This is a genomic window from Serinicoccus sp. CNJ-927 (assembly GCF_001942435.1).
GTDB lineage: Bacteria > Actinomycetota > Actinomycetes > Actinomycetales > Dermatophilaceae > Ornithinicoccus > Ornithinicoccus marinus.
Map to the genome: position 1 here is coordinate 65,689 of NZ_MKKF01000044.1, position 18,730 is coordinate 84,418.

18 protein-coding genes and 3 pseudogenes are annotated in these 18,730 nt (G+C 72.4%); 6 read left to right on the plus strand and 15 right to left on the minus strand.

Annotated elements, in window-relative coordinates; translation table 11 throughout:
* Positions 1-9: 9 nt before the first annotated feature.
* From BJF86_RS11475 to BJF86_RS11510, 8 genes are all read right to left on the minus strand, one after another.
* Positions 10-798 (minus strand): SDR family NAD(P)-dependent oxidoreductase, encoded by a 789-nt coding sequence (locus BJF86_RS11475; RefSeq protein WP_075819071.1) that lies wholly within the window; start codon positions 796-798, stop codon positions 10-12.
* A 64-nt stretch (positions 799-862) separates the two neighbouring features.
* Positions 863-2,053, minus strand: a complete 1,191-nt coding sequence (locus BJF86_RS11480; RefSeq protein WP_075819073.1) for an acyl-CoA dehydrogenase family protein — start codon at positions 2,051-2,053, stop codon at positions 863-865.
* 82 nt (positions 2,054-2,135) lie between these two features.
* Positions 2,136-3,332, minus strand: a complete 1,197-nt coding sequence (locus BJF86_RS11485) for an ATP-binding cassette domain-containing protein (RefSeq protein ID WP_237768192.1) — start codon at positions 3,330-3,332, stop codon at positions 2,136-2,138.
* Positions 3,329-4,123, minus strand: a complete 795-nt coding sequence (locus BJF86_RS11490; RefSeq protein ID WP_202817346.1) for an ABC transporter permease — start codon at positions 4,121-4,123, stop codon at positions 3,329-3,331. Before BJF86_RS11490 ends, BJF86_RS11485 begins: the two co-directional genes overlap by 4 nt.
* 29 nt (positions 4,124-4,152) lie before the next feature.
* Positions 4,153-5,001, minus strand: coding sequence for a molybdate ABC transporter substrate-binding protein (modA, locus tag BJF86_RS11495; RefSeq protein WP_202817347.1), 849 nt, complete (start codon positions 4,999-5,001; stop codon positions 4,153-4,155).
* Positions 4,998-5,393 (minus strand): TOBE domain-containing protein, encoded by a 396-nt coding sequence (locus BJF86_RS11500; RefSeq protein ID WP_022925145.1) that lies wholly within the window; start codon positions 5,391-5,393, stop codon positions 4,998-5,000. The genes modA and BJF86_RS11500 overlap by 4 nt, the downstream gene beginning before the upstream one ends.
* 53 nt (positions 5,394-5,446) lie before the next feature.
* On the minus strand, positions 5,447-6,334 hold the full coding sequence (locus BJF86_RS11505; protein WP_321166184.1) for an SGNH/GDSL hydrolase family protein: 888 nt from the start codon (positions 6,332-6,334) through the stop codon (positions 5,447-5,449).
* Positions 6,331-7,008: a uracil-DNA glycosylase gene (locus tag BJF86_RS11510; protein WP_075819323.1), complete on the minus strand. Its 678-nt coding sequence runs from the start codon at positions 7,006-7,008 to the stop codon at positions 6,331-6,333. The genes BJF86_RS11505 and BJF86_RS11510 overlap by 4 nt, the downstream gene beginning before the upstream one ends.
* Positions 7,009-7,247: 239 nt before the next feature.
* Here BJF86_RS11510 and BJF86_RS11515 point away from each other — a divergent pair, with 239 nt between their 5' ends.
* Both BJF86_RS11515 and BJF86_RS11520 read left to right on the plus strand, forming a co-directional pair.
* Positions 7,248-7,538, plus strand: a complete 291-nt coding sequence (locus tag BJF86_RS11515; RefSeq protein ID WP_075819077.1) for a DUF3263 domain-containing protein — start codon at positions 7,248-7,250, stop codon at positions 7,536-7,538.
* A 90-nt stretch (positions 7,539-7,628) separates the two neighbouring features.
* The gene (locus BJF86_RS11520; RefSeq protein ID WP_075819079.1) at positions 7,629-9,296 is read left to right on the plus strand and encodes a formate--tetrahydrofolate ligase; all 1,668 of its coding nucleotides are present in this window, start codon (positions 7,629-7,631) and stop codon (positions 9,294-9,296) included.
* Here the strand turns inward: BJF86_RS11520 and BJF86_RS11525 are convergent.
* Together BJF86_RS11525 and BJF86_RS11530 are read right to left on the minus strand one after the other, a co-directional pair.
* Positions 9,293-10,969, minus strand: coding sequence for a sodium:solute symporter family transporter (locus BJF86_RS11525; protein ID WP_083652998.1), 1,677 nt, complete (start codon positions 10,967-10,969; stop codon positions 9,293-9,295). The two genes, BJF86_RS11520 and BJF86_RS11525, sit on opposite strands and share 4 nt — an antisense overlap.
* Positions 10,966-11,409: a universal stress protein gene (locus tag BJF86_RS11530; protein ID WP_075819081.1), complete on the minus strand. Its 444-nt coding sequence runs from the start codon at positions 11,407-11,409 to the stop codon at positions 10,966-10,968. Before BJF86_RS11530 ends, BJF86_RS11525 begins: the two co-directional genes overlap by 4 nt.
* 148 nt (positions 11,410-11,557) lie before the next feature.
* On the opposite strand from BJF86_RS11530, the gene BJF86_RS11535 reads away from it, so the two are divergent.
* Together BJF86_RS11535 and groL are read left to right on the plus strand one after the other, a co-directional pair.
* Positions 11,558-12,394 carry an MBL fold metallo-hydrolase gene (locus tag BJF86_RS11535; RefSeq protein WP_075819327.1) on the plus strand — a complete coding sequence of 279 codons (837 nt, stop codon included), beginning with the start codon at positions 11,558-11,560 and terminating at the stop codon, positions 12,392-12,394.
* A gap of 256 nt (positions 12,395-12,650) precedes the next feature.
* Complete coding sequence (gene groL / locus BJF86_RS11540; protein ID WP_075819082.1) at positions 12,651-14,276, plus strand: chaperonin GroEL; 1,626 nt, start codon at positions 12,651-12,653, stop codon at positions 14,274-14,276.
* 221 nt (positions 14,277-14,497) lie between these two features.
* Here the strand turns inward: groL and BJF86_RS11545 are convergent, their stop codons facing one another.
* Positions 14,498-14,794 carry a WXG100 family type VII secretion target gene (locus tag BJF86_RS11545; protein ID WP_022925154.1) on the minus strand — a complete coding sequence of 99 codons (297 nt, stop codon included), beginning with the start codon at positions 14,792-14,794 and terminating at the stop codon, positions 14,498-14,500.
* Positions 14,795-14,900: 106 nt separating this feature from the next.
* Between BJF86_RS11545 and BJF86_RS17590 the strand changes: the two are divergent.
* A pseudogene (locus BJF86_RS17590) lies at positions 14,901-15,071 on the plus strand (DUF4031 domain-containing protein); the annotation flags it as partial.
* Here BJF86_RS17590 and BJF86_RS18190 read toward each other — a convergent pair.
* The gene (locus BJF86_RS18190) at positions 15,041-15,307 is read right to left on the minus strand and encodes a hypothetical protein (protein ID WP_187345623.1); all 267 of its coding nucleotides are present in this window, start codon (positions 15,305-15,307) and stop codon (positions 15,041-15,043) included. The pseudogene BJF86_RS17590 and the gene BJF86_RS18190 overlap by 31 nt on opposite strands.
* 33 nt (positions 15,308-15,340) lie before the next feature.
* Between BJF86_RS18190 and BJF86_RS17595 the strand changes: the two are divergent.
* A pseudogene (locus BJF86_RS17595) lies at positions 15,341-15,679 on the plus strand (NUDIX domain-containing protein); the annotation flags it as partial.
* A gap of 216 nt (positions 15,680-15,895) precedes the next feature.
* Here BJF86_RS17595 and BJF86_RS18990 read toward each other — a convergent pair.
* The 3 genes and pseudogenes from BJF86_RS18990 to gnd form a co-directional block, all read right to left on the minus strand.
* Complete coding sequence (locus BJF86_RS18990) at positions 15,896-16,210, minus strand: DUF721 domain-containing protein (RefSeq protein ID WP_237768193.1); 315 nt, start codon at positions 16,208-16,210, stop codon at positions 15,896-15,898.
* A gap of 222 nt (positions 16,211-16,432) precedes the next feature.
* The gene (gene recF, locus BJF86_RS11560) at positions 16,433-17,695 is read right to left on the minus strand and encodes a DNA replication/repair protein RecF (protein ID WP_414819945.1); all 1,263 of its coding nucleotides are present in this window, start codon (positions 17,693-17,695) and stop codon (positions 16,433-16,435) included.
* A 15-nt stretch (positions 17,696-17,710) separates the two neighbouring features.
* Positions 17,711-18,717, minus strand: a pseudogene (gene gnd, locus BJF86_RS11565) (phosphogluconate dehydrogenase (NAD(+)-dependent, decarboxylating)).
* Positions 18,718-18,730: the final 13 nt, after the last annotated feature.

The window sequence follows — 18,730 nt, forward strand, 5'->3', positions numbered from 1 at the left end:
GCTGCCACCTCAGCGCGGGGGCATGCGCAGGGCGCCGTCGAGGCGGACGACCTCGCCGTTGAGCATCGGGTTGTCCACGATGTGGGCGACGAGGGCGGCATACTCCTCGGGCTTCCCGAGCCGGGAGGGGTGCGGGACCATCGCCTCGAGCGAGTCCTTCACGTCGTCGCCGAGGCCAGCCATCATCGGCGTCTCGAAGACGCCGGGGGCGATGGTCATGACCCGGATGCCCTTGTCCGCGAGGTCGCGGGCGGCGGGCAGGGTGAGCCCGGCGACGCCGGCCTTGGAGCTGGCGTAGGCCGCCTGCCCGATCTGGCCGTCGAAGGCCGCCACGCTGGCGGTCATGACGATGACGCCGCGATCGCCGTGCTCGGTCAGGTCGGGCTCGTTGGCGACCATCGCCTCCGCCGCGAGGCGCAGCACGTTGAAGGTGCCGACGAGGTTGATCTCGACGACGGTGCGGTAGGCGTCGAGGTCATGGACGCCGCGGCGCGACAGGATGCGGCCCGGCGTGGCGACGCCGGCGCAGTTGACGACGATCCGCAGCTCGCCGAGGTCGGTCGCGGCCCGGACGGCAGCGGCCACCTGGTCGGCGTCGCGCACGTCGGCGGGCGCGAAGGCGACGCGCCCCTCGCCGTGCTCCCCGGAGAGCTCACCGGCCAGCGCCTCCCCGCGACCACCGGGCAGGTCGACGAGCAGGACGCGCGCCCCGGCGTCGAGGAGCCGGCGGGCGCTCTGCTCGCCGAGCCCGCTGGCGGCTCCGGTGACGAGGGCGACGGTGCTGTCGGTGATCTGCATGCTCGGTCCTTTCGGGGGCGCGGTGCGTCCAGTGTGGCGGAGGTTCCGGTCGGGCGGGAGCCGCTCAGCGGCTGTCGGTCAGCAGGTGGCGGGAGATGACGACTCGTTGGATCTGGTTGGTGCCCTCGAAGATCTGGGTCACCTTGGCCTCGCGCATGAGCCGTTCGACCGGGAAGTCGGTGGTGTAGCCGTAGCCGCCCAGCACCTGCACCGCGTCGGTCGTGACCTTCATCGCCGCATCGGTGGCGACGAGCTTCGCGATCGAGCACTCCTGGCTGTGCGGCTGCTCGGCGTCCTTGAGCCGGGCGGCGTGCAGATAGCTCGCCCGCGCCGACCCCACGGCTGCGGCCATGTCGGCGAGGAGGAAGGCGAGGCCCTGGTTGCTCGCGACGGGCCGGCCGAACTGCTCGCGCTCCTGGGCGTAGTCGGTCGCGACCTCGAGCGCCCGCTGCGCCAGGCCGGTGGCCGCGGCGGCGATCCCGAGGCGGCCGGCGTCGAGGGCGGCGAGCGCGATCGGCATACCCTGACCCTCCTCACCGATGCGGTGCGAAGCGGGGACGCGCACGCCGTCCAAGAGGACCTCACGCACGGTGTCGCAGTGCAGGCCCATCTTGCGCTCGGGCTCGGCGAAGGTCAGACCCTCGGCATCGGCGGGGACGTGGAAGCAGGACAGGCCGCGGCTGCCGTCGTCGGAGGTCCGCGCGAAGACCGTGTAATAGTCGGCGTGACCGGCGTGGCTGATCCACGACTTGGTGCCGGTGAGGACGTAGTGGTCGCCGTCGCGCACGGCGCGGGTCCGGATCGAGGCCACGTCGGAGCCGGCCTGCGGCTCGGACAGGCAGTACGCGCCGAGCTGGCCGCCGGAGAGCATGCCGTGCAGCCACTGCTCCTGCTGCTCGGCCGTGCCGAAGGTGGCCATGGGGAAGGCGGTGAGCGAGTGCACCGAGACGCCGACCGCGATCGACATCCAGCCGCGCGCGATCTCCTCGACCGCCTGGAGGTAGACCTCGTAGGGCTGGGCGCCGCCGCCGAACTCCTCGGCGTAGGGGAGGGAGAGCAGCCCGGCCTGGCCCAGCATCGCGAAGACCTCCCGCGGGAAGCGGGCGGCCGCCTCGGCCTCGTCGACATGGGGCAGCAGCTCCTCGTCGGTGATCTCGCGGACCAGCGCGAGCAGGTCGGCGGCCTCCTCGGTGGGCAGGACGCGGGAGACGGGCGCGGGGCCGGAGACGGGTGTCGCGCGGGCGGCGGGCGGCATACCCGGCACGCTAGCCCTGGACGTCGCGTCACCACCTAACCGATCGACCGCGCGGTCGGTGTCGGGTCGGGGGCAGGCGGGCTCAGGCGGGGTAGGTGTGGACCTCGGTCGCCTTCACGCCGGCCCACAGCTCCCGCCCGGTGGTGATGCCCAGCGCGGCGACGGCGCCGATCGTCACCTCGGCCACGAGCGGCACCTCACCGGCGAGGTGGATGCGCGCCCGTTGGCCGGTGACGGTGACCGCCTCGACCGTGAGCCGCCACAGGTTGCGGGCCGAGGTCGTCGGGCGGTCGGTGAAGAGCGCCACGGCCTCCGGGTTGACCGTCGCCCAGACCCGGTCGCCCTCGCCGGCGCCGTCCGGCGGCTCGGCCAGGACGAGCCGCGCCGCTCCGCCCTGATGCCCGGCGAGCGCGACCGCCCAGCCACCGTCACCCGTGTCGGTGGCTGTACCTGTGCCGGCCCGGTACGACACCTCCATCGTCCGGGCGACGGACGCGTCACGCCATTCGCGCACCAGCGTCCCGGAGAGCAGGTTGAGACCGACGAGCGAGGCGACGTATGCCGTCCGCGGCCGGGCGACCACCTCGCCCGGTGTCCCGGTCTGGGTGACCCGCCCGGCCTCGAGGAAGACGAGCTGGTCCGCGAGGGTCAGCGCGTCGAGCGGGTCGTGCGTCGTCAGCACCGTCACCCCGGGGTAGTCGCGCAGCCGGTGGGCCAGGTCGGCGCGGGTCCGCGACCGGGTCTCGGGATCGAGCGCCGACAGCGGCTCGTCGAGCAGCAGCAGCTCGGGATCGGTCGCGAGCGCGCGAGCCAGGGCCGCGCGCTGGGCCTGCCCGCCGGACACCTGGCCCGGACCTCGGCCCGCCAGGTCCGCCAGGCCGACCCGGTCCAGCTCCTCCCGGGCACGCTCGCGGGCCCGGGCCCGCGGCATACCTCGTGAGCGGGGACCGAAGGCCACGTTGTCCAGCAGCGTCAGGTGCGGGAACAGCATCGGCTCGGCGAGCACGAGCCCGACGCTGCGCCGCTCCGGCGCCCGGCCGCGACCGGTGCCGGCCCACTCCTGCGACCCGAGGCGCACGTGCCCGTCGGTCAGACCGACCAGCCCCGCGAGCCCGAGGAGCGCGGTGGTCTTGCCCGACCCGTTGGGCCCGAGCAGCGCGGTCACGCCGTGCGGCGCGCGCAGCTCCGCGTCGAGCACGAAGTCGCCCCGGTCCACCACCACCCGGGCGTCGAGCACCAGCGCGGGTATGCCGGTGCGCACCCCGGCGTCGGCGCTCACCGCAACCACCGGCTGCGCAGCGCGCCCAGCACCAGGACGCTGACCGTCAGCATCACCACCGAGAGCGCGATGGCGGCCTGCGGGTCCTGCTCGAGCGCGGCATACACCCCGAGCGGTGCCGTCTGCGTGCGCCCCGGGAAGCTGCCCGCGAAGGTGATCGTCGCGCCGAACTCGCCGAGCGCACGTGCCCACGCCAGCGCTGAGCCGGCGGCGATGCCGGGCAGCACCATGGGGACGGCGACGGTGAGGAAGGTGCGCACCGGACCGGCGCCGAGCGTCGCCGCGACCTGGTCGTAGCGGCGGTCCAGGCCGCGCATCGCGCCCTCGACGGAGACGACGTAGAACGGGAGGGCGACGAAGAGCTCGGCCATGACCACGGCGACGGTCGTGAACGGCACGCTGATCCCGAACCACGACTCGAGCGGGCCGCCCAGCACCCCGCGCCGTCCCCAGGCGAGCAGCAGCGCCACGCCACCGACGACCGGCGGCAGCACCAGGGGCACGGTGACCAGCGCGCGGGCCCAGGCGGTGAGGCGGCTGTCGGAGCGGGCCAGCAGCCAGGCGAGCGGTGTGCCCAGCAGCCACACCAGCACGATCGTGACGCTCGTCGTCACGGCGGACAGGCGCAGCGACTGACCGACGACCGGCGCCGAGAGGTGGGTGGTCAGGCCCGCCCAGTCGGTGCGCAGGAGCAGCGCGACCAGCGGCAGCAGGATGAAGGCGAGCCCGATGCCGGCGGGTATGCGCAGCGACCAGCCCGACCCACGCCCGGCCGGGCGGTCCGCGACCACCGTGCGCGGATGTCGGGTCGTCCCCGGTGTCACGGGTCGGACGGGGCCGCGCCGAAGCCCGCGTCGGTGAGGGTCCGTTGGGAGGTGTCCGAGAGGAGGTGGTCGACGAAGGACCGGGCCAGCTCCTGCTCCGAGACGGCCACGGCGGGGTAGTGGTTGACGACGTTGCGCTCCTCGGGGATCGCGACGCCTCGCACCCGGTCTGCCGCGGCGGCGACGTCGGTGCGGTAGACCAGCCCGGCGTCGGCCTCGCCGAGCTCGACCTTGGTGAGCGTGGCCCGCACGTCCGGCTCGTAGGAGGCGATCTGCACGGTGATGTCCTGCCTCTCGAGCAGGGTGGCGGCCGCCTGCCCGCACGGCACCTGCTCGGCGCAGGCCACCACGGTGAGCCCGTCCTGGGCGAGGTCGTCGAGGCTCTCCACGGCGCCGGGGTTGTCCACCGGCACGGCGATCTCGAGCTGGTTGGTGGCGAAGATCGTGACGTCCCCGTGACGGTGCTCGTCGGCCAGCGGCTCGAGCGAGGACTCCCCGGCCAGGGCGACGACATCGGCCCCGGCGCCCTCGTTGACCTGCTGGACCACGGTGGAGCTCGCGGCGAAGCTCAGCTCCACGTCGACGCCCGGATGATCGCCCTCGAAGCCGTCGGCGATCGGCTCCAGCACGTCGGTCAGCGAGGCCGCCGCGAGCACGGTCAGCGTCAGTGCCTCGGCCGGTTGGCCCGCGCTGTCCTGGCCCGCTGCGCAGGCGCCGAGCGGGAGGGCGGCCAGGGTGACTGCGGGTGCCAGCGTGCGCAGGGGGGAGGAGGCTCGGCGGTCCGCGACCCGAGGTATACCGGCGCGCCGGGGGTGGCGTCGTCGTCGGGTGCCCGCGCCGTTCACGCCGGCAGCCCCACGCTGACGTTGGTCGCCTTGACGCTGGCGATGGCGACCGAGCCGACCTCCAGGCCCATCTCGCGCACCGCCTCGGTCGAGAGCAGCGAGACCAGCCGGAACGGTCCGGCCTGGATGTCGACCTGCGACATGACGGGGTCGCTGACGATCCGCGTCACCACTCCGCGCAACTGGTTGCGGGGCGAGGAGAGGCCGACCGCGCCCACCTCGGCCGGGTGCGCCTGCTGCTGCGCGAGGGCGGCGACGTCGGCTCCCTCGACGACGGCCCGCCCGCCGGCATCCTTGGTGCTGGGCAACCGTCCTGCCTCGATGGCCCGCCGGACCGTGTCGGGGGACACCCCGAGCAGCTCGGCCGCCTCCGAGACACGCATCTGCGTCATGCAGGGCAATCTAGACGTGCATCTGCGCCGGCACAAGGCTCTGTGGTCCTTGCTCACTCCTCGCGGGCCAGCTCACTCCCCGAGGGGTCGGAGCTCTGGCCGCTTGGCCAGCACGTGGTCCCCGGAGGAGCGACCGGTGAGGCGCCGCTGCACCCAGGGCCCGGCATACTCCCGCGCCCACCGCGCATGCCCGCGGAGCGTCTCGACGGTCCCGGCCGGCGCCTGCGGTGGCAGTGCGCCCGCCAGTCGGCCTCGTCGGCGGTGTGCCCGAGCGCGACGTAGGCGGTCAGCGCGATCCGGCGGTGACCCTCGGGCGTCATGTGGATCCGGTCCTGCGCCCACATCCGCCAGTCCTTGAGGAAGTCGCACGCCCACTGGTTGAGCACGAAGCACCCGTGCCGCTGCGCGATGGACCAGATGTGCGCGATGTATGCCGCTGCCCGCCCCCGGGTGCGGCCGATGATCGGGGCGCCGGACGGGTCGGTGGGGGTCGCCATGAGCACGTCCGCGCCGGTCGCGCGCGCCCGGGCGACGGCCGCGTCGAGCTGCGCGGCGAGGTCGTCGATGTCGGCCTTGGGGCGCAGGATGTCGTTGCCGCCGCCGACGATGCTCAGCAGGTCGGGCTGCAGGGCGAGGGCGGCGTCGAGCTGCGGGCCGGCGACGTCGGCGAGCTTGCGGCCGCGCACCGCGAGGTTGGCGTAGGAGAAGTCGTCGACGTGCGGCGAGAGCAAGGCCGCGAGCCGGTCGGCCCAGCCGACGTAGGCGCCGGGCGTGGCCGGGTCGGGGTCGCTCATCCCCTCGGTGAAGGAGTCGCCGATCGCCACGTAGCGGCCCCAGGCGCGCGGCTCGGGCCGGATGCTGCCGGCCTGCCCGTGGACCGTCGGGCCGACGTCGCCGTGGACGAGGCGCAGCGGGTGCTCGGTCGTGTTGCGGTCGCTCACGGCAGCCTCCAGTCGATCGCCTCGCCGCCCTGCTGGCGCAGCAGCTCGTCGGCCCGGCTGAACGGCCGGCTCCCGAAGAAGCCGCCCCGCGCCGACAGGGGCGAGGGGTGTGCGCTCTCGACCCGGGGCACGTCGCCGAGCCGGGAGGCGAGATCGCGCGCGTCTCGGCCCCACAGGATCGCGACGAGCGGTCCCCCGCGGCGCACCAGTGCGTCGATCGCCAGGTCGGTGACCTTCTCCCAGCCCTTGCCGCGGTGGCTGGCCGGCGTGCCCGGGCGCACGGTGAGCACCCGGTTGAGCAGCATGACCCCCGCATCGGCCCAGGGGGAGAGGTCGCCGGTGGTGGGGCGCGGTATACCCAGGTCGTCGACGAGCTCGGTGTAGATGTTCTGCAGGCTGCGCGGCACGGGGGAGACGTCGGGCGCCACGGAGAAGCTGAGGCCGACGGCGTGCCCGGGCGTGGGGTAGGGGTCCTGCCCCACGATGAGCACGCGCACGTCGTCGAGCGGCCGGGTGAAGACGCGCAGCACGTGGTCACCGCCGGGCAGATAACCGCGGCCGGCCGCCACCTCCCCGCGCAGGAACTCGCCCAGCTCGGCCACGGTCTCCTCCACGGGCGCGAGCGCCTCGGCCCAGCTCGGGTGCACCAGGTCGCGCAGGGGGGTGGGGGTCACCACGCCAGGGTATGCCCGCCCCCGCCAACCGTCGCCCCGCGCCCGCCGAGCCACCGGGCGTCGCTTGTGGTTGCCGGCCCAACCATTCGCGGCGCTCGGTGGGAAGAAGGAGGGGAGGGAAGGGGGCGGCAGGGAGTAGCCGGGGACGCGCGCGGGCAAATGACACGGCTGTAAGTCGTGTGCCCTAGACTGGCTCTCGATCCGGCCAGATCAAGCGTTGTGACGAGAGGACATCACCCATGGGCGCTGCCAGGCACGTGCAGCAGGTGGAACCCCCCGCCGGCCTGTCCGAGCGGGACCAGGAGATCCTCGACTTCGAGAACCGTCACTGGACCTATGCCGGCTCCAAGGAGCAGGGCATCAAGGACCTCTTCGACCTGAGCTCGACGCGCTACTACCAGCTGCTCAACCAGCTCATCGACGACGAGGCCGCGCTCGCCTACAAGCCGCTGCTCATCAAGCGCCTGCGCCGCGACCGGTCCCGCCGCCAGCGTGCCCGCTCGATGCGCCGGCTCGGCTTCGAGGGCTGACGCGCGACACCCGCCAGGCCCACTGCCCCTCCGGGCGGTGGGCCTTGTAGTTTGTGCGGACGATCACCGGCTGCGAGGAGGCAGGCAGGGATGATGACCGACGTTCAGATCGCGCAGGGGGCCACGCTCGAGCGGATCGCCGACATCGCGGCGGGGTTGGGGCTGACCGAGGACGAGTTCGAGCCCTACGGGCACGACAAGGCCAAGATCGCGCTGCAGGTGCTCGATCGCCTGGCCGACCGGCCGGACGGCAAGCTGATCCTGGTCACGGCGATCAACCCGACCGCCGCGGGGGAGGGCAAGACGACGACCAACGTCGGCCTGTCCATGGCGCTCAACCGGATCGGCGCCCAGGCCATCACCACCCTGCGCGAGCCCTCGCTGGGCCCGTGCTTCGGCATGAAGGGCGGCGCCGCCGGCGGCGGGTATGCCCAGGTCGTCCCGATGGACGACATCAACCTGCACTTCACCGGCGACTTCCACGCCATCACCTCGGCGCACAACCTGCTCGCCGCGCTGCTCGACAACTCGCTGCACCAGGGCAACCCGCTGGGCCTGGACCCCAAGCGCATCACCTGGACCCGCGTCCTCGACATGAACGACCGCGCCCTGCGCAACATCGTCGTCGGCATGGGCAAGAAGGGCGACGGGGTGGTGCGGGAGTCCGGCTTCGAGATCACCGTGGCCAGCGAGATCATGGCGGCGCTGTGTCTCGCCACGGGGTTGGAGGACCTCAAGGAGCGCTTCGGGCGCATCGTCGTCGGCTACACCTACGACAAGGAGCCGGTGACCGCCGGGCAGCTCGAGGCGGCGGGCGCCATGGCCATGCTCATGAAGGACGCCGTCAAGCCCAACCTGGTCCAGACCCTGGAGAACACCCCGGCGATCATCCACGGCGGCCCCTTCGCCAACATCGCGCACGGCAACAACTCGGTGCTCGCCACCCGCACCGCGCTCAAGCTCGCCGACTACGTCGTCACCGAGGCCGGCTTCGGCGCCGACCTGGGGGCCGAGAAGTTCTTCGACATCGTCTGCCCGGCGGGCGGTCTGCGCCCCGACGCCGCCGTCATCGTCGCCACGGTCCGCGCGCTCAAGCTCAACGGCGGCGCGCCGAAGTCCGACCTGGGCACCGAGGACGTCGAGGCCCTGGGCGCCGGGCTGGCGAACCTCGAGCAGCACCTGGAGAACCTCGCGAAGTTCGGCGTCCCCGTCGTCGTCGCGCTCAACCGCTTCCCGAGCGACAGCGACGCCGAGCTCGACCTGGTGCGCGAACGCTGCGGCCAGCTCGGGGTGGAGGTGGCGCGCTCGGAGGTCTTCACCCGCGGCGGTGAAGGCGGCGAGGAGCTCGCCCGCGCGGTCGTCCAGCTGTGCGAGCGGGGCAGCGACTACGCGCCGCTGTATGCCGCGGACGCGGACCTGCAGACCAAGATCGAGACCGTGGCACGCGAGGTATACCGCGCCGACGGCGTCTCCTTCGCCCCGGCCGCGCAGACGCAGCTGACCCAGCTCACCGAGCAGGGGTACGGCGACCTGCCGGTCTGCATGGCCAAGACGCAGTACTCCTTCTCCGACGACCCGACGCTGCTCGGGGCGCCCCGCGGCTTCACGATCACCGTCCGCGACCTGGTCGTCAACGCCGGCGCCGGCTTCGTCGTCGCCCTCACCGGCGACATCATGCGCATGCCCGGGCTGCCGAAGGTCCCCGCTGCGCTCGGCATGGACATCGCCGAGGACGGCACCATCACCGGCCTGAGCTAGGCCCAGATCACCACGATCACCGCCGTCGTGACGAGCAGGACGATCGAGAGCACCCGGTAGTTCGCCCAGACCGCGGTGCCCTGCAGCGCCTGGCTCTCCTCGGTCCAGTAGTCGCTCTTCCACGTGAGCTCGGCCGTCTTGGACTCATCCGGCGAGGGTCCGAGCAGACTGATGACGACCAGCAGCAGCACCGAGGCCGCCGTGCTGATGCCCGCGGCGTAGAGGAACTGGATCGAGGGCTCCTCCGGCAGCACCTGGGTGAGGATGAACATCAGCAGCCCGAGCGGCTGCATGATCACCAGCGTGAGGAAGGCCGCCGTGGCGCTGATCCGCTTCGAGGCGATGCCGACGAGGAAGACCGCGACGACCGGCGGCACGAGGAAGGACAGCACCGACTGCAGGTAGTTGTAGAGCGTGTCGAACTGGGCGATGAAGGGCGCCCAGACGATCGCCACGACCAGCGCGACGACGGTGGCGACCCGACCGGTGAGCACCAGACCGCGCTGCGAGGTGTTGGGGCGCAGCGTCTTGACGAAGTCCATCGTCACGATCGTCGAGGCCGAGTTGAGGATCGAGTCGACGGTCGAGGTGATCGCCGCGATGACCGCCGCAAGGATGAGGCCGCGCAGGCCCACCGGCAACAGGTCGAAGACGAGGGTCGGGAAGACCGTGTCGGGACTCTCGAGGTTCGGGTACAGCGAGAGCGCCATGACCCCGGGGAAGATGAAGAGGAAGAGGAAGGCCAGCTTGATGAAGCCGGCCAGCAGCGAGCCCCACCGGCCGTGGTCCAGCGACTTCGCACCCAGGGTGCGCTGCACGACGAGCTGGTTGGTGGTCCAGTAGTAGAGCCCGACGATGAGCACCCCGGTGAGCAGCCCCGGCCACGGCAGGTCGGGGTGGTCCGCGGGCAGGATGAGGCTCATCTTCTCGTCACCCGCGACCTGCGCCATGGAGTCCCACGACTCGATCGCATTGAAGGTCGCGATGAGGACGATCACGCCGCCCAGCAGGGTGACGGTCGCCTGGATCGAGTCGCTCACCATGACCGCGCCCAACCCGCCGATGACGGTGTAGATCGCGGCCAGGATGGCGAGCACCGCGACCGAGACGATCATCGGGATGTCGGGGTAGAGCACCTTGACGACGACGGCGCCGGCGAAGAGCGCGGCGGCCATGTCGATGAACATGTTGGCGAAGAGGTTGAACCCGGCGAAGGCCATCCGCGCCCGCCGGTCGTAGCGCTGCTCGAGGAACTCCGGCAGCGTGAAGACCTTGGAGCGCAGGTAGAACGGCAGGATGAAGAAGATGAAGACGACGAGGATGATCGCCGACATCCACTCGTAGGCAAAGATCGAGATGCCCTGCTCGTAGGCCCCGCCGGCCAGCCCGACGAAGGTCGCGCCGGACATGTTGGTCGCCACCAGCGAGAGCCCGACGAAGGGCCAGATGAAGTTGCGACCCCCGAGGAAGTAGTCCTCGGAGGCGTCGCTCTCCTTGCCGCTCGCCTTCGCCTCGGCGTGCGCCTTCTTCTGCATCCGGGAGCCGACCACCAGCGGGATGATCCGGCTGAGCACGAGGTAGCCGATGATGACCGAGAGGTCGAGCGCGCGGACGGTGAAGTCCGGCATACCTCCTCCGGCGTCGGCGAGCGGGAGCATCACGTCGGCGGTCATCGGGTCTCCTCCTCGGTGCGGACGACGAGCACGGCGCAGGGCGCGTGCCGGACGATGCCCTCGGCGTCGTTGCCGAGCAGGACGCGCACGAAGGCGTTCTGCCCGCGGCTGCCGATGACGACGAGGTCGGCGTCGATCTCGTCGCGCAGGCGCAGGATCTCGTCGGTGGCGCGGCCGGTGCGCAGGTGGCTGCCGGCGACGGCGACGTGCGCCCCCTGCAGCTGGCTGACCGCGTCGGCGAGCACCGGTCTGGCCTCGGCCACGACCCGTTCGCGCAGCGAGGGGCTCAGCGGCGTCGGGTTGGTCCACGGCGAGACGAGGGCGACGTGCACGACGTGCACCTCGGCCTCGGTATGCCGCACCAGGTCGATCACGCGCTCGCGGGCGAGGGCCGCGCTGGGCGAGCCGTCGGTCGCGAGCAGGATCCGGGTCGGGAACATGTGGTGCCTCCCGTGGGCAGGTCGTGTCGGCGCTGACGGGACCCAGCCTGACAAGCCGACGCGGTCCGCGCCCGCTGAAATGACGCGGCGTCAAGTCGGCTCCGGGGCCGGGCAGCCGCGGGCCGGGCAGCCCGTAGACTGGCGCGGCATGAGTGAGGCGACCTGGCGAGAAGTGGCTCCGGGGGTCCACGTCCGTCGGCACGAGGAGCTCAAGCTCAACTGCGGCCTGGTCGTGGGGGAGGAGCGCTCGCTCGTCGTCGACACCCGCAGCTTCCACGCGCAGGGCCAGGACCTGCTGGAGGCGGTGCGCCGCATCACCGACACCGAGCTGGTCGTGGTCAACACGCACGCGCACTACGACCATTGCTTCGGCAACGCCGCCTTCCGCGACTCCCAGATCTATGCCCACTCCGGCGCGGCCGAAGGGCTGCGGCGCACCGGCGAGCACCAGCGGCAGCAGGTGGTCGACCACCTGCGCTCGACCGACCGCGAGCACCTCGCCGAGCAGGTGGAGGACACCGAGATCGTGCTGCCCTTCTACCTCATCGAGGACGACACCGCGCTCGACCTGGGTGGTCGGACCGTCGAGCTGCAGTATGCCGGGCGCGGGCACACCGACCACGACCTGGCGGTGGGGGTGCCCGACGCCGGGGTCGTCTTCGCCGGCGACCTCGTCGAGGAGGGTGCCGACCCGGCGATGGAGGACGCCTTCCCGATGGAGTGGGCGCCGACGCTGCGCTCGCTGCTCGAGCGCCGCTCCGGGGAGACGGCGGACACCTGGGTGCCCGGGCACGGCCACGTCGTGGACCGCACCTTCGTCGAGGCGCAGGCCGAGCAGCTCGCCGCCATGGCCGAGCGTTTCACCGAGGTGCTGGGCACCGGGATCGCCGGCGTGGACTCGCTGGCCAACGCGGGCCGCGGCCTCGGTCTCGGCGAGGACACACTCCGGCTGGCCGCCATCCGGGCGCTGGAGCTGCGGCACTGATTCCCGTCCGGGGACCGGGCGATCCACGGTGGTGGCGCCGGCCAGCCCGGGCGCCTCCGGGCATACCGGCCGCGTCATTTGCACTCGGAGGCCCCGAGTGCTCATCATGGTCCTAGCACTCTCACCATGAGAGTGATAATCCGACCGGCCTGTCGAGGGTCGGGAGCCGGGGAGACCTGATCCCCGCGCCTCCGGCTCGTCCGTCGCGGGCGGCACCCGGTCACCCGTCCATCCGCATGTGGAGGAAGCAGCTCAGATGGCCAAGACCATTGCTTTCGACGAGGAGGCTCGCCGCGGGCTCGAGAAGGGTATGAACACCCTTGCCGACGCCGTCAAGGTGACCCTCGGCCCCAAGGGCCGCAACGTCGTGCTCGAGAAGAAGTGGGGCGCTCCCACCATCACCAACGACGGTGTGAGCATCGCCAAGGAGATCGAGCTCGAGGACCCCTACGAGAAGATCGGCGCCGAGCTGGTCAAGGAGGTCGCCAAGAAGACCGACGACGTCGCCGGTGACGGCACGACGACGGCGACCGTCCTGGCCCAGGCCATGGTGAAGGAGGGCCTGCGCAACGTCGCCGCCGGCGCCAACCCGATGGCCCTCAAGCGGGGCATCGAGGTCGCCGTGAAGGCCGTCAACGACGACCTGCTCGAGATGGCCAAGCCGGTGGAGACCAAGGAGCAGATCGCGCAGTCCGCGTCGATCTCTGCGGCCGACACCGAGATCGGCGGCATGATCGCCGAGGCCATGGACAAGGTCGGCAACGAGGGTGTCATCACCGTCGAGGAGTCCAACACCTTCGGGCTGGAGCTGGAGCTCACCGAGGGTATGCGCTTCGACAAGGGCTACATCAGCCCCTACTTCGTCACCGACACCGAGCGCATGGAGTCCGTCCTCGAGGACGCCTACGTGCTGGTCGTCAACTCCAAGATCTCGTCGGTCAAGGACCTGCTGCCGCTGCTGGAGAAGGTCATGCAGTCCGGCAAGCCGCTGATGATCATCGCCGAGGACGTCGAGGGCGAGGGTCTGGCGACCCTCGTCGTCAACAAGATCCGCGGCAACTTCAAGTCCGTGGCCGTCAAGGCCCCGGGCTTCGGTGACCGCCGCAAGGCCATGCTGGCCGACATCGCCATCCTCACCGGCGGCCAGGTCATCTCCGAGGAGGTCGGCCTCAAGCTGGAGAACGCCGAGCTCGACATGCTGGGCACCGCCCGCAAGGTCGTCGTCACCAAGGACGAGACCACCATCGTCGAGGGCGGCGGTGACGCCGACCAGATCGCCGGCCGGGTCTCCCAGATCCGCACCGAGATCGACAACTCCGACTCCGACTACGACCGCGAGAAGCTGCAGGAGCGGCTGGCCAAGCTGGCCGGCGGCGTCGCCGTCATCAAGGCGGGCGCGGCGACCGAGGTCGAGCTCAAGGAGCGCAAGCACCGCATCGAGGACGCGATGCGCAACGCCAAGGCGGCCGTCGAGGAGGGCATCGTCGCCGGTGGTGGCGTCGCCCTCATCCAGGCCTCCCGCGCCTTCGACGGGCTGTCCGTCGACGGCGACGAGGCCACCGGCGCCAACATCGTCAAGGTGGCCATCGAGGCGCCGCTCAAGCAGATCGCGATCAACGCCGGTCTCGAGGGTGGCGTCGTGGCGGAGAAGGTCCGCGGGCTCACCCCCGGCGAGGGCCTCAACGCCGCGACCGGTGAGTACGGCGACATGCTCGAGTTCGGCGTCGCCGACCCGGTGAAGGTGACCCGCTCTGCGCTGCAGAACGCCGCCTCCATCGCCGCGCTCTTCCTCACCACCGAGGCGGTCATCGCCGACAAGCCGGAGAAGGCCCCGGCCATGCCGGCCGGCGCCGACGGCGGCATGGGTGGCATGGACTTCTGATCGATCCCGTGATCAGACGCTAGGCGCGCTCGCGTTCCTCGCGGGCGAACCACCACCGACGGGCGGTCCCTCCACTGCGGAGGGGCCCGCCCGTCGGCCTGTGCCGGGGAGCTCGCGACGGCGGGGCTGGGGACCCCTGCGCCCGCGACGCCTGCCACGGCGCGCGGCGGTGCCGTCACTCGGGGTAGGTCGCTCGACCCGGACATGTCACCCTGCAGCGGTCACGCCGGGGTGAAGCGGGTGCGGTTGGTCTGCTCGACCAGCTCGTAGTCCTGGCCGGCCGTGCGCAGCGTCGTGGAGATCTGCTGCAGCGAGGTGCGGACCTTCTCCTGGGTGGCGCTCCAGTCCTGGGTGACGCTGTGGAAGCTGCCGGCCGCTGACCCGCGCCAGCAGTCCTGGAGCGCGTTGAGCTTGGCCATCATCGCGCGGACCTCGCCCTCGATGCTGGTGGCGATGCGCTCGATGTCGCCGGAGGCGGCGGCGATCCGTGCCGTGTCGACGGCGAAGGTGTTGCTCATGGGTTCCCTCCCTCGTGACGGTGGCCGGGTGGCCACCTCGTGCCTCCGACGCTAGGCGGTGTCGCGCCTGCTCCGCAGAAGTTGTCCACAGGTAGGGTCTGCGGTCATGACCGTCCTCGTCGACCCGCCGCTGTGGCGGGCCCACGGCAGGCTCTGGTCGCACCTCGCGAGCGACATCTCGCTCGCCGAGCTGCACGCCTTCGCGCAACGGTCGGGCATACCCCGGCGGTCCTTCGAGGGCGACCACTACGACATCCCCGAGGAGCGGTATGCCGAGGTCGTCGCTGCGGGCGCGGCCGAGGTGAGCGGGGGCGAGCTGGCCCGGCGGCTGCGGGACAGCGGGTTGCGCTTCCGCAAGCGCAAGGGGGAGCGGCCGCTGGCCCGGGTCGAGGACGGGCTGGCGGGGGCCGCGCCGACCCCGCACCTGCTGGAGGTGGTCGCCTCCCCGCTGGAGCGTCTCGGCGCCGGGGCGTCGGTGGTGCTGGCCCGGGCGCAGGGGGTCCCGGAGCGCATGGCCCTCGTGCGCAACTCGACCCGGGAGGCTGGGGCGCCCCCGGCGGCAAGCGCGAGGTCACCGATGCCTCCGCGCGGGCGGCGGCCGTGCGCGAGGTCGCCGAGGAGATCGCGGTCGAGCTGGAGCAGGAGCGGCTGGTCGCCGTGGGCTACCAGCGGATCACCCTGCCCCCCGGGCACGGCGCCCGCAGCTGGGACGAGGGCGACAACTACGTCCAGGTGTATGCCGCCACGCTGCCCTCCCCGGTCCCGCTGCGGCCGGACGGGGTCGAGGTGCTCGAGGCGCGCTGGCTGAGTCTGGCCGAGGCGCGGGGTGTCGCGGGCCAGGCTGCTTGGTGGCCGCTCGCCGAGTGGTGGTGGGCCCGGGGGTAGGGCTCCGCAGGTCGTGCCTCCGGCAGGTCTACGGGTATGCGGGTCTACTGGGCCCGGCCGGACGGCGGCGTCCCGACCGGGAGGTCCGAGGAGCAAGTCTAGGGGGAGGCCGGTTGTGAGCGATGCGACCCCGGATCAGGGGTCCCCCCACGTGCGCGACGCCCCGACGCTCCCGCGGGGCGTCCGCCGTCGAGCACCGTCGCCGATCCCGACGGCTCAGCCGTAGGTGTCCCGCGGCCCGCGACCGCCGGAGGAGAGCGGGCCCTTGCGCCAGTGCGGCCCCGCCGGTCCCTGCACCACGATGTCGCGCACGACGTCCTCGCCGATGAGCTCCTCGATCCGCCCGAGGACGGTGGAGGTCAGCAGCCTCATCTGGGTGGCCCACGCGGTCGACCTGGCCCGGACGGTCAGCGTGCTGCCCTCGAAGGCGACCACCTCGACGTTCGAGGCCACCTGGTCGCCGACGATGGCACGCCACCGTCCCACCACCCCGCCGACCTGCACGTCGTCGGCCCAGCCCCGGCCGGCCACGAGGCGGTCGACCTCGTCCCCCAGGAGCTGCGGGTCACGCCGGCCGTCGGCACCGGGCTCGGTGGACGCCGCCCCCCGGTGGCGCCGGGCCCGCCCCGCGCGCCCGGACGCAGCCCTTTGTCGCGGGCCGTCCGCCGCGCCCGGGTGAGGGCCTCACGCGCGGCGTCCATCGGCTCCGGCACCGCCCCCGGGGCGCCGTCCGGTTCGTCCCCCGAGGTCTGGTCAGGGGCCTGTTCGGGGGTCACGGCGCTGCGCCCGGGGCCCGCTCGCGGCGGGAGACCGACCCGAGCTCCACGTCGAAGACCCTGGACCCCTCACCGAGCAAGCGGTCCGGGACGTCGGCCGCGACCGCCGCGGTGACGAGCACCTGCTCGCAGTCGCCCACCAGGTCGGCCAGCCGCTCACGCCGGCCCGAGTCCAGCTCGGCGAAGACGTCGTCCAGGACCAGGACCGGGTCGGTGCCCAGGTCGTGGCGCAGCAGGTGGAAGCCGGCCAGCCGGAGCGCGAGCGCCAGGCTCCACGACTCCCCATGACTGGCGTAGCCTTCGCCGGGAGGTCACCCAGGGTGAGGGTGAGGTCGTCACGGTGCGGTCCGACCAGGCATACCCCGCGCTCCTGCTCCTGGCCGCGGAGCTCCTCGATCGAGCCCAGGAGCGCGGTGACCAGCTCGGTCTGCTCGGGCACCTCTGCGGCCGCGAGCCCACGAGCCGTCTCGGACCCCTCGGTCAGGCTGCTGCGGTAGGTGGCGCGCGCTGGGGTGTCGCTGTCGCTGATGGTGCGGTATGCCTCGTCGAGGTAGGGCTGGAGGTCCCGCAGCAGCCGCAGCCGGGCATACAGCAAGGCGCCGCCAATCTGGGCCAGCTGGTCGTCGAAGACGGCCAGCGTGGCCAGCGCGGAGGAGCGCGCGTCCTCGAGGCTCTCGCCGGGTGCCAGCCGGGGTCCGCCGGACCGACGGGTGGGTGCCCGCCAGAGGTGGGCGGCCTGCTTGAGCAGCGCACCGCGCTGCCGGACCGTCCGGTCGTAGTCGGCCCGCACCGCCGCCCACCGCGGCTGCCGGGCGACGAGCAGGTCGTCCAGGAACCGCCGCCGTTCCCCGGGGTCCCCCTTGACCAGCGCCAGGTCCTCGGGGGCGAAGAGCACGCTGCGCAAGGTGCCGAGCACGTCCCGTTGCCGCGCGACCGGCGAACGGTTGAGCCGGGCCCGGTTGGCCCGACCCGGCACGATCTCCAGCTCGACCAGGGACTCGCGGCCGTCGCGGACCACGGTCGCGCGGACGATCGCCGCACCCGGGGCGCCCGCCCGGACGAGCGGGGCGTCCTGGGCCACGCGGTGGCTGCTGAGGGAGGCGACGTAACCGGCGGCCTCGACGAGGTTGGTCTTGCCCTGCCCGTTGCGCCCCAGCAGCACGGTGACACCCGGGGCCAGGTCGACGTCGGCGGCCGGATAGCTCCGGAAGTCGGCGATCCCGAGATGACTCAGGTGCACGCGCGTCGAGTCTGGTCAGGGCCGACTGCGGCGGCGGCCGTGCTCAGGAGTCGTCGCCGGGGCGGGACTCGCCCGGCTCGGCGTGCTTGGGCTCGGCGCCTGGTGCACCTCGACCTGGTCGGCGTCGCGCGTCCCCTCGTCGTCGAGCATGCGCACCGCGTGCCCCCCGAACTGGCCGCGCAGTGCCGCCACCGCCTGCATGGCGGGGGAGTTCTCCTGGCGGGAGGCGAAACGGGCGAAGAGCGCGGCGCTGATGACCGGCATGGGCACGGCGTTGTCGATGGCCTCCTCGACGGTCCAGCGCCCCTCGCCGGAGTCCGTGGTGTACTCGTCGATGCCCTCGAGCTCGGGGGTCTCGCCGAGCGCGTTGACCAGCAGGTCCAGCAACCAGGAGCGGACCACGGTGCCGCGGCTCCAGGCCTGGAAGCAGCCCTTGACATCCTTGACGATGTCCTTGGCGAGGAGCAGCTCGAAGCCTCGGCGTAGGCGTGCATGAGGCCGTACTCGATGCCGTTGTGCACCATCTTGGCGTAGTGGCCCGCACCGACGTCGCCCGCGTGGACGAAGCCCTCCTCGCGCGGGCCCTCCGGGCGCAGCGCGTCGAAGACGGGCATGGCCTTCTCCACGTCGGCCTCGCGGCCGCCGCACATGAGCCCGTAGCCGTTGTCCAGGCCCCAGATGCCGCCGGAGACCCCGCAGTCGACGTAGCCGATGCCCTTGGGCTCCATGAGCGCGTCCAGCTCACGGTCCTCGGTGTACTTCGAGTTGCCCCCCTCGATGATGAGGTCGCCCTCCTGCAGCAGCTCGCCGAGCTGCTCGACGGTCGACCGGGTCGGCTTGCCGTGCGGCACCATGACCCAGACGACGCGTGGCGCCTCGAGGGCCTCCACCATCGCCTCGACGCTGTCCACGTCGCGCACCTGCTCGTCGAGGTCGAAGCCCACGACTTCGTGCCCCGCGCGGCGCAGCCGCTCGCGCATGTTGCCGCCCATCTTGCCGAGGCCGATCATGCCGATCTTCATGGTGCTCCTCCTT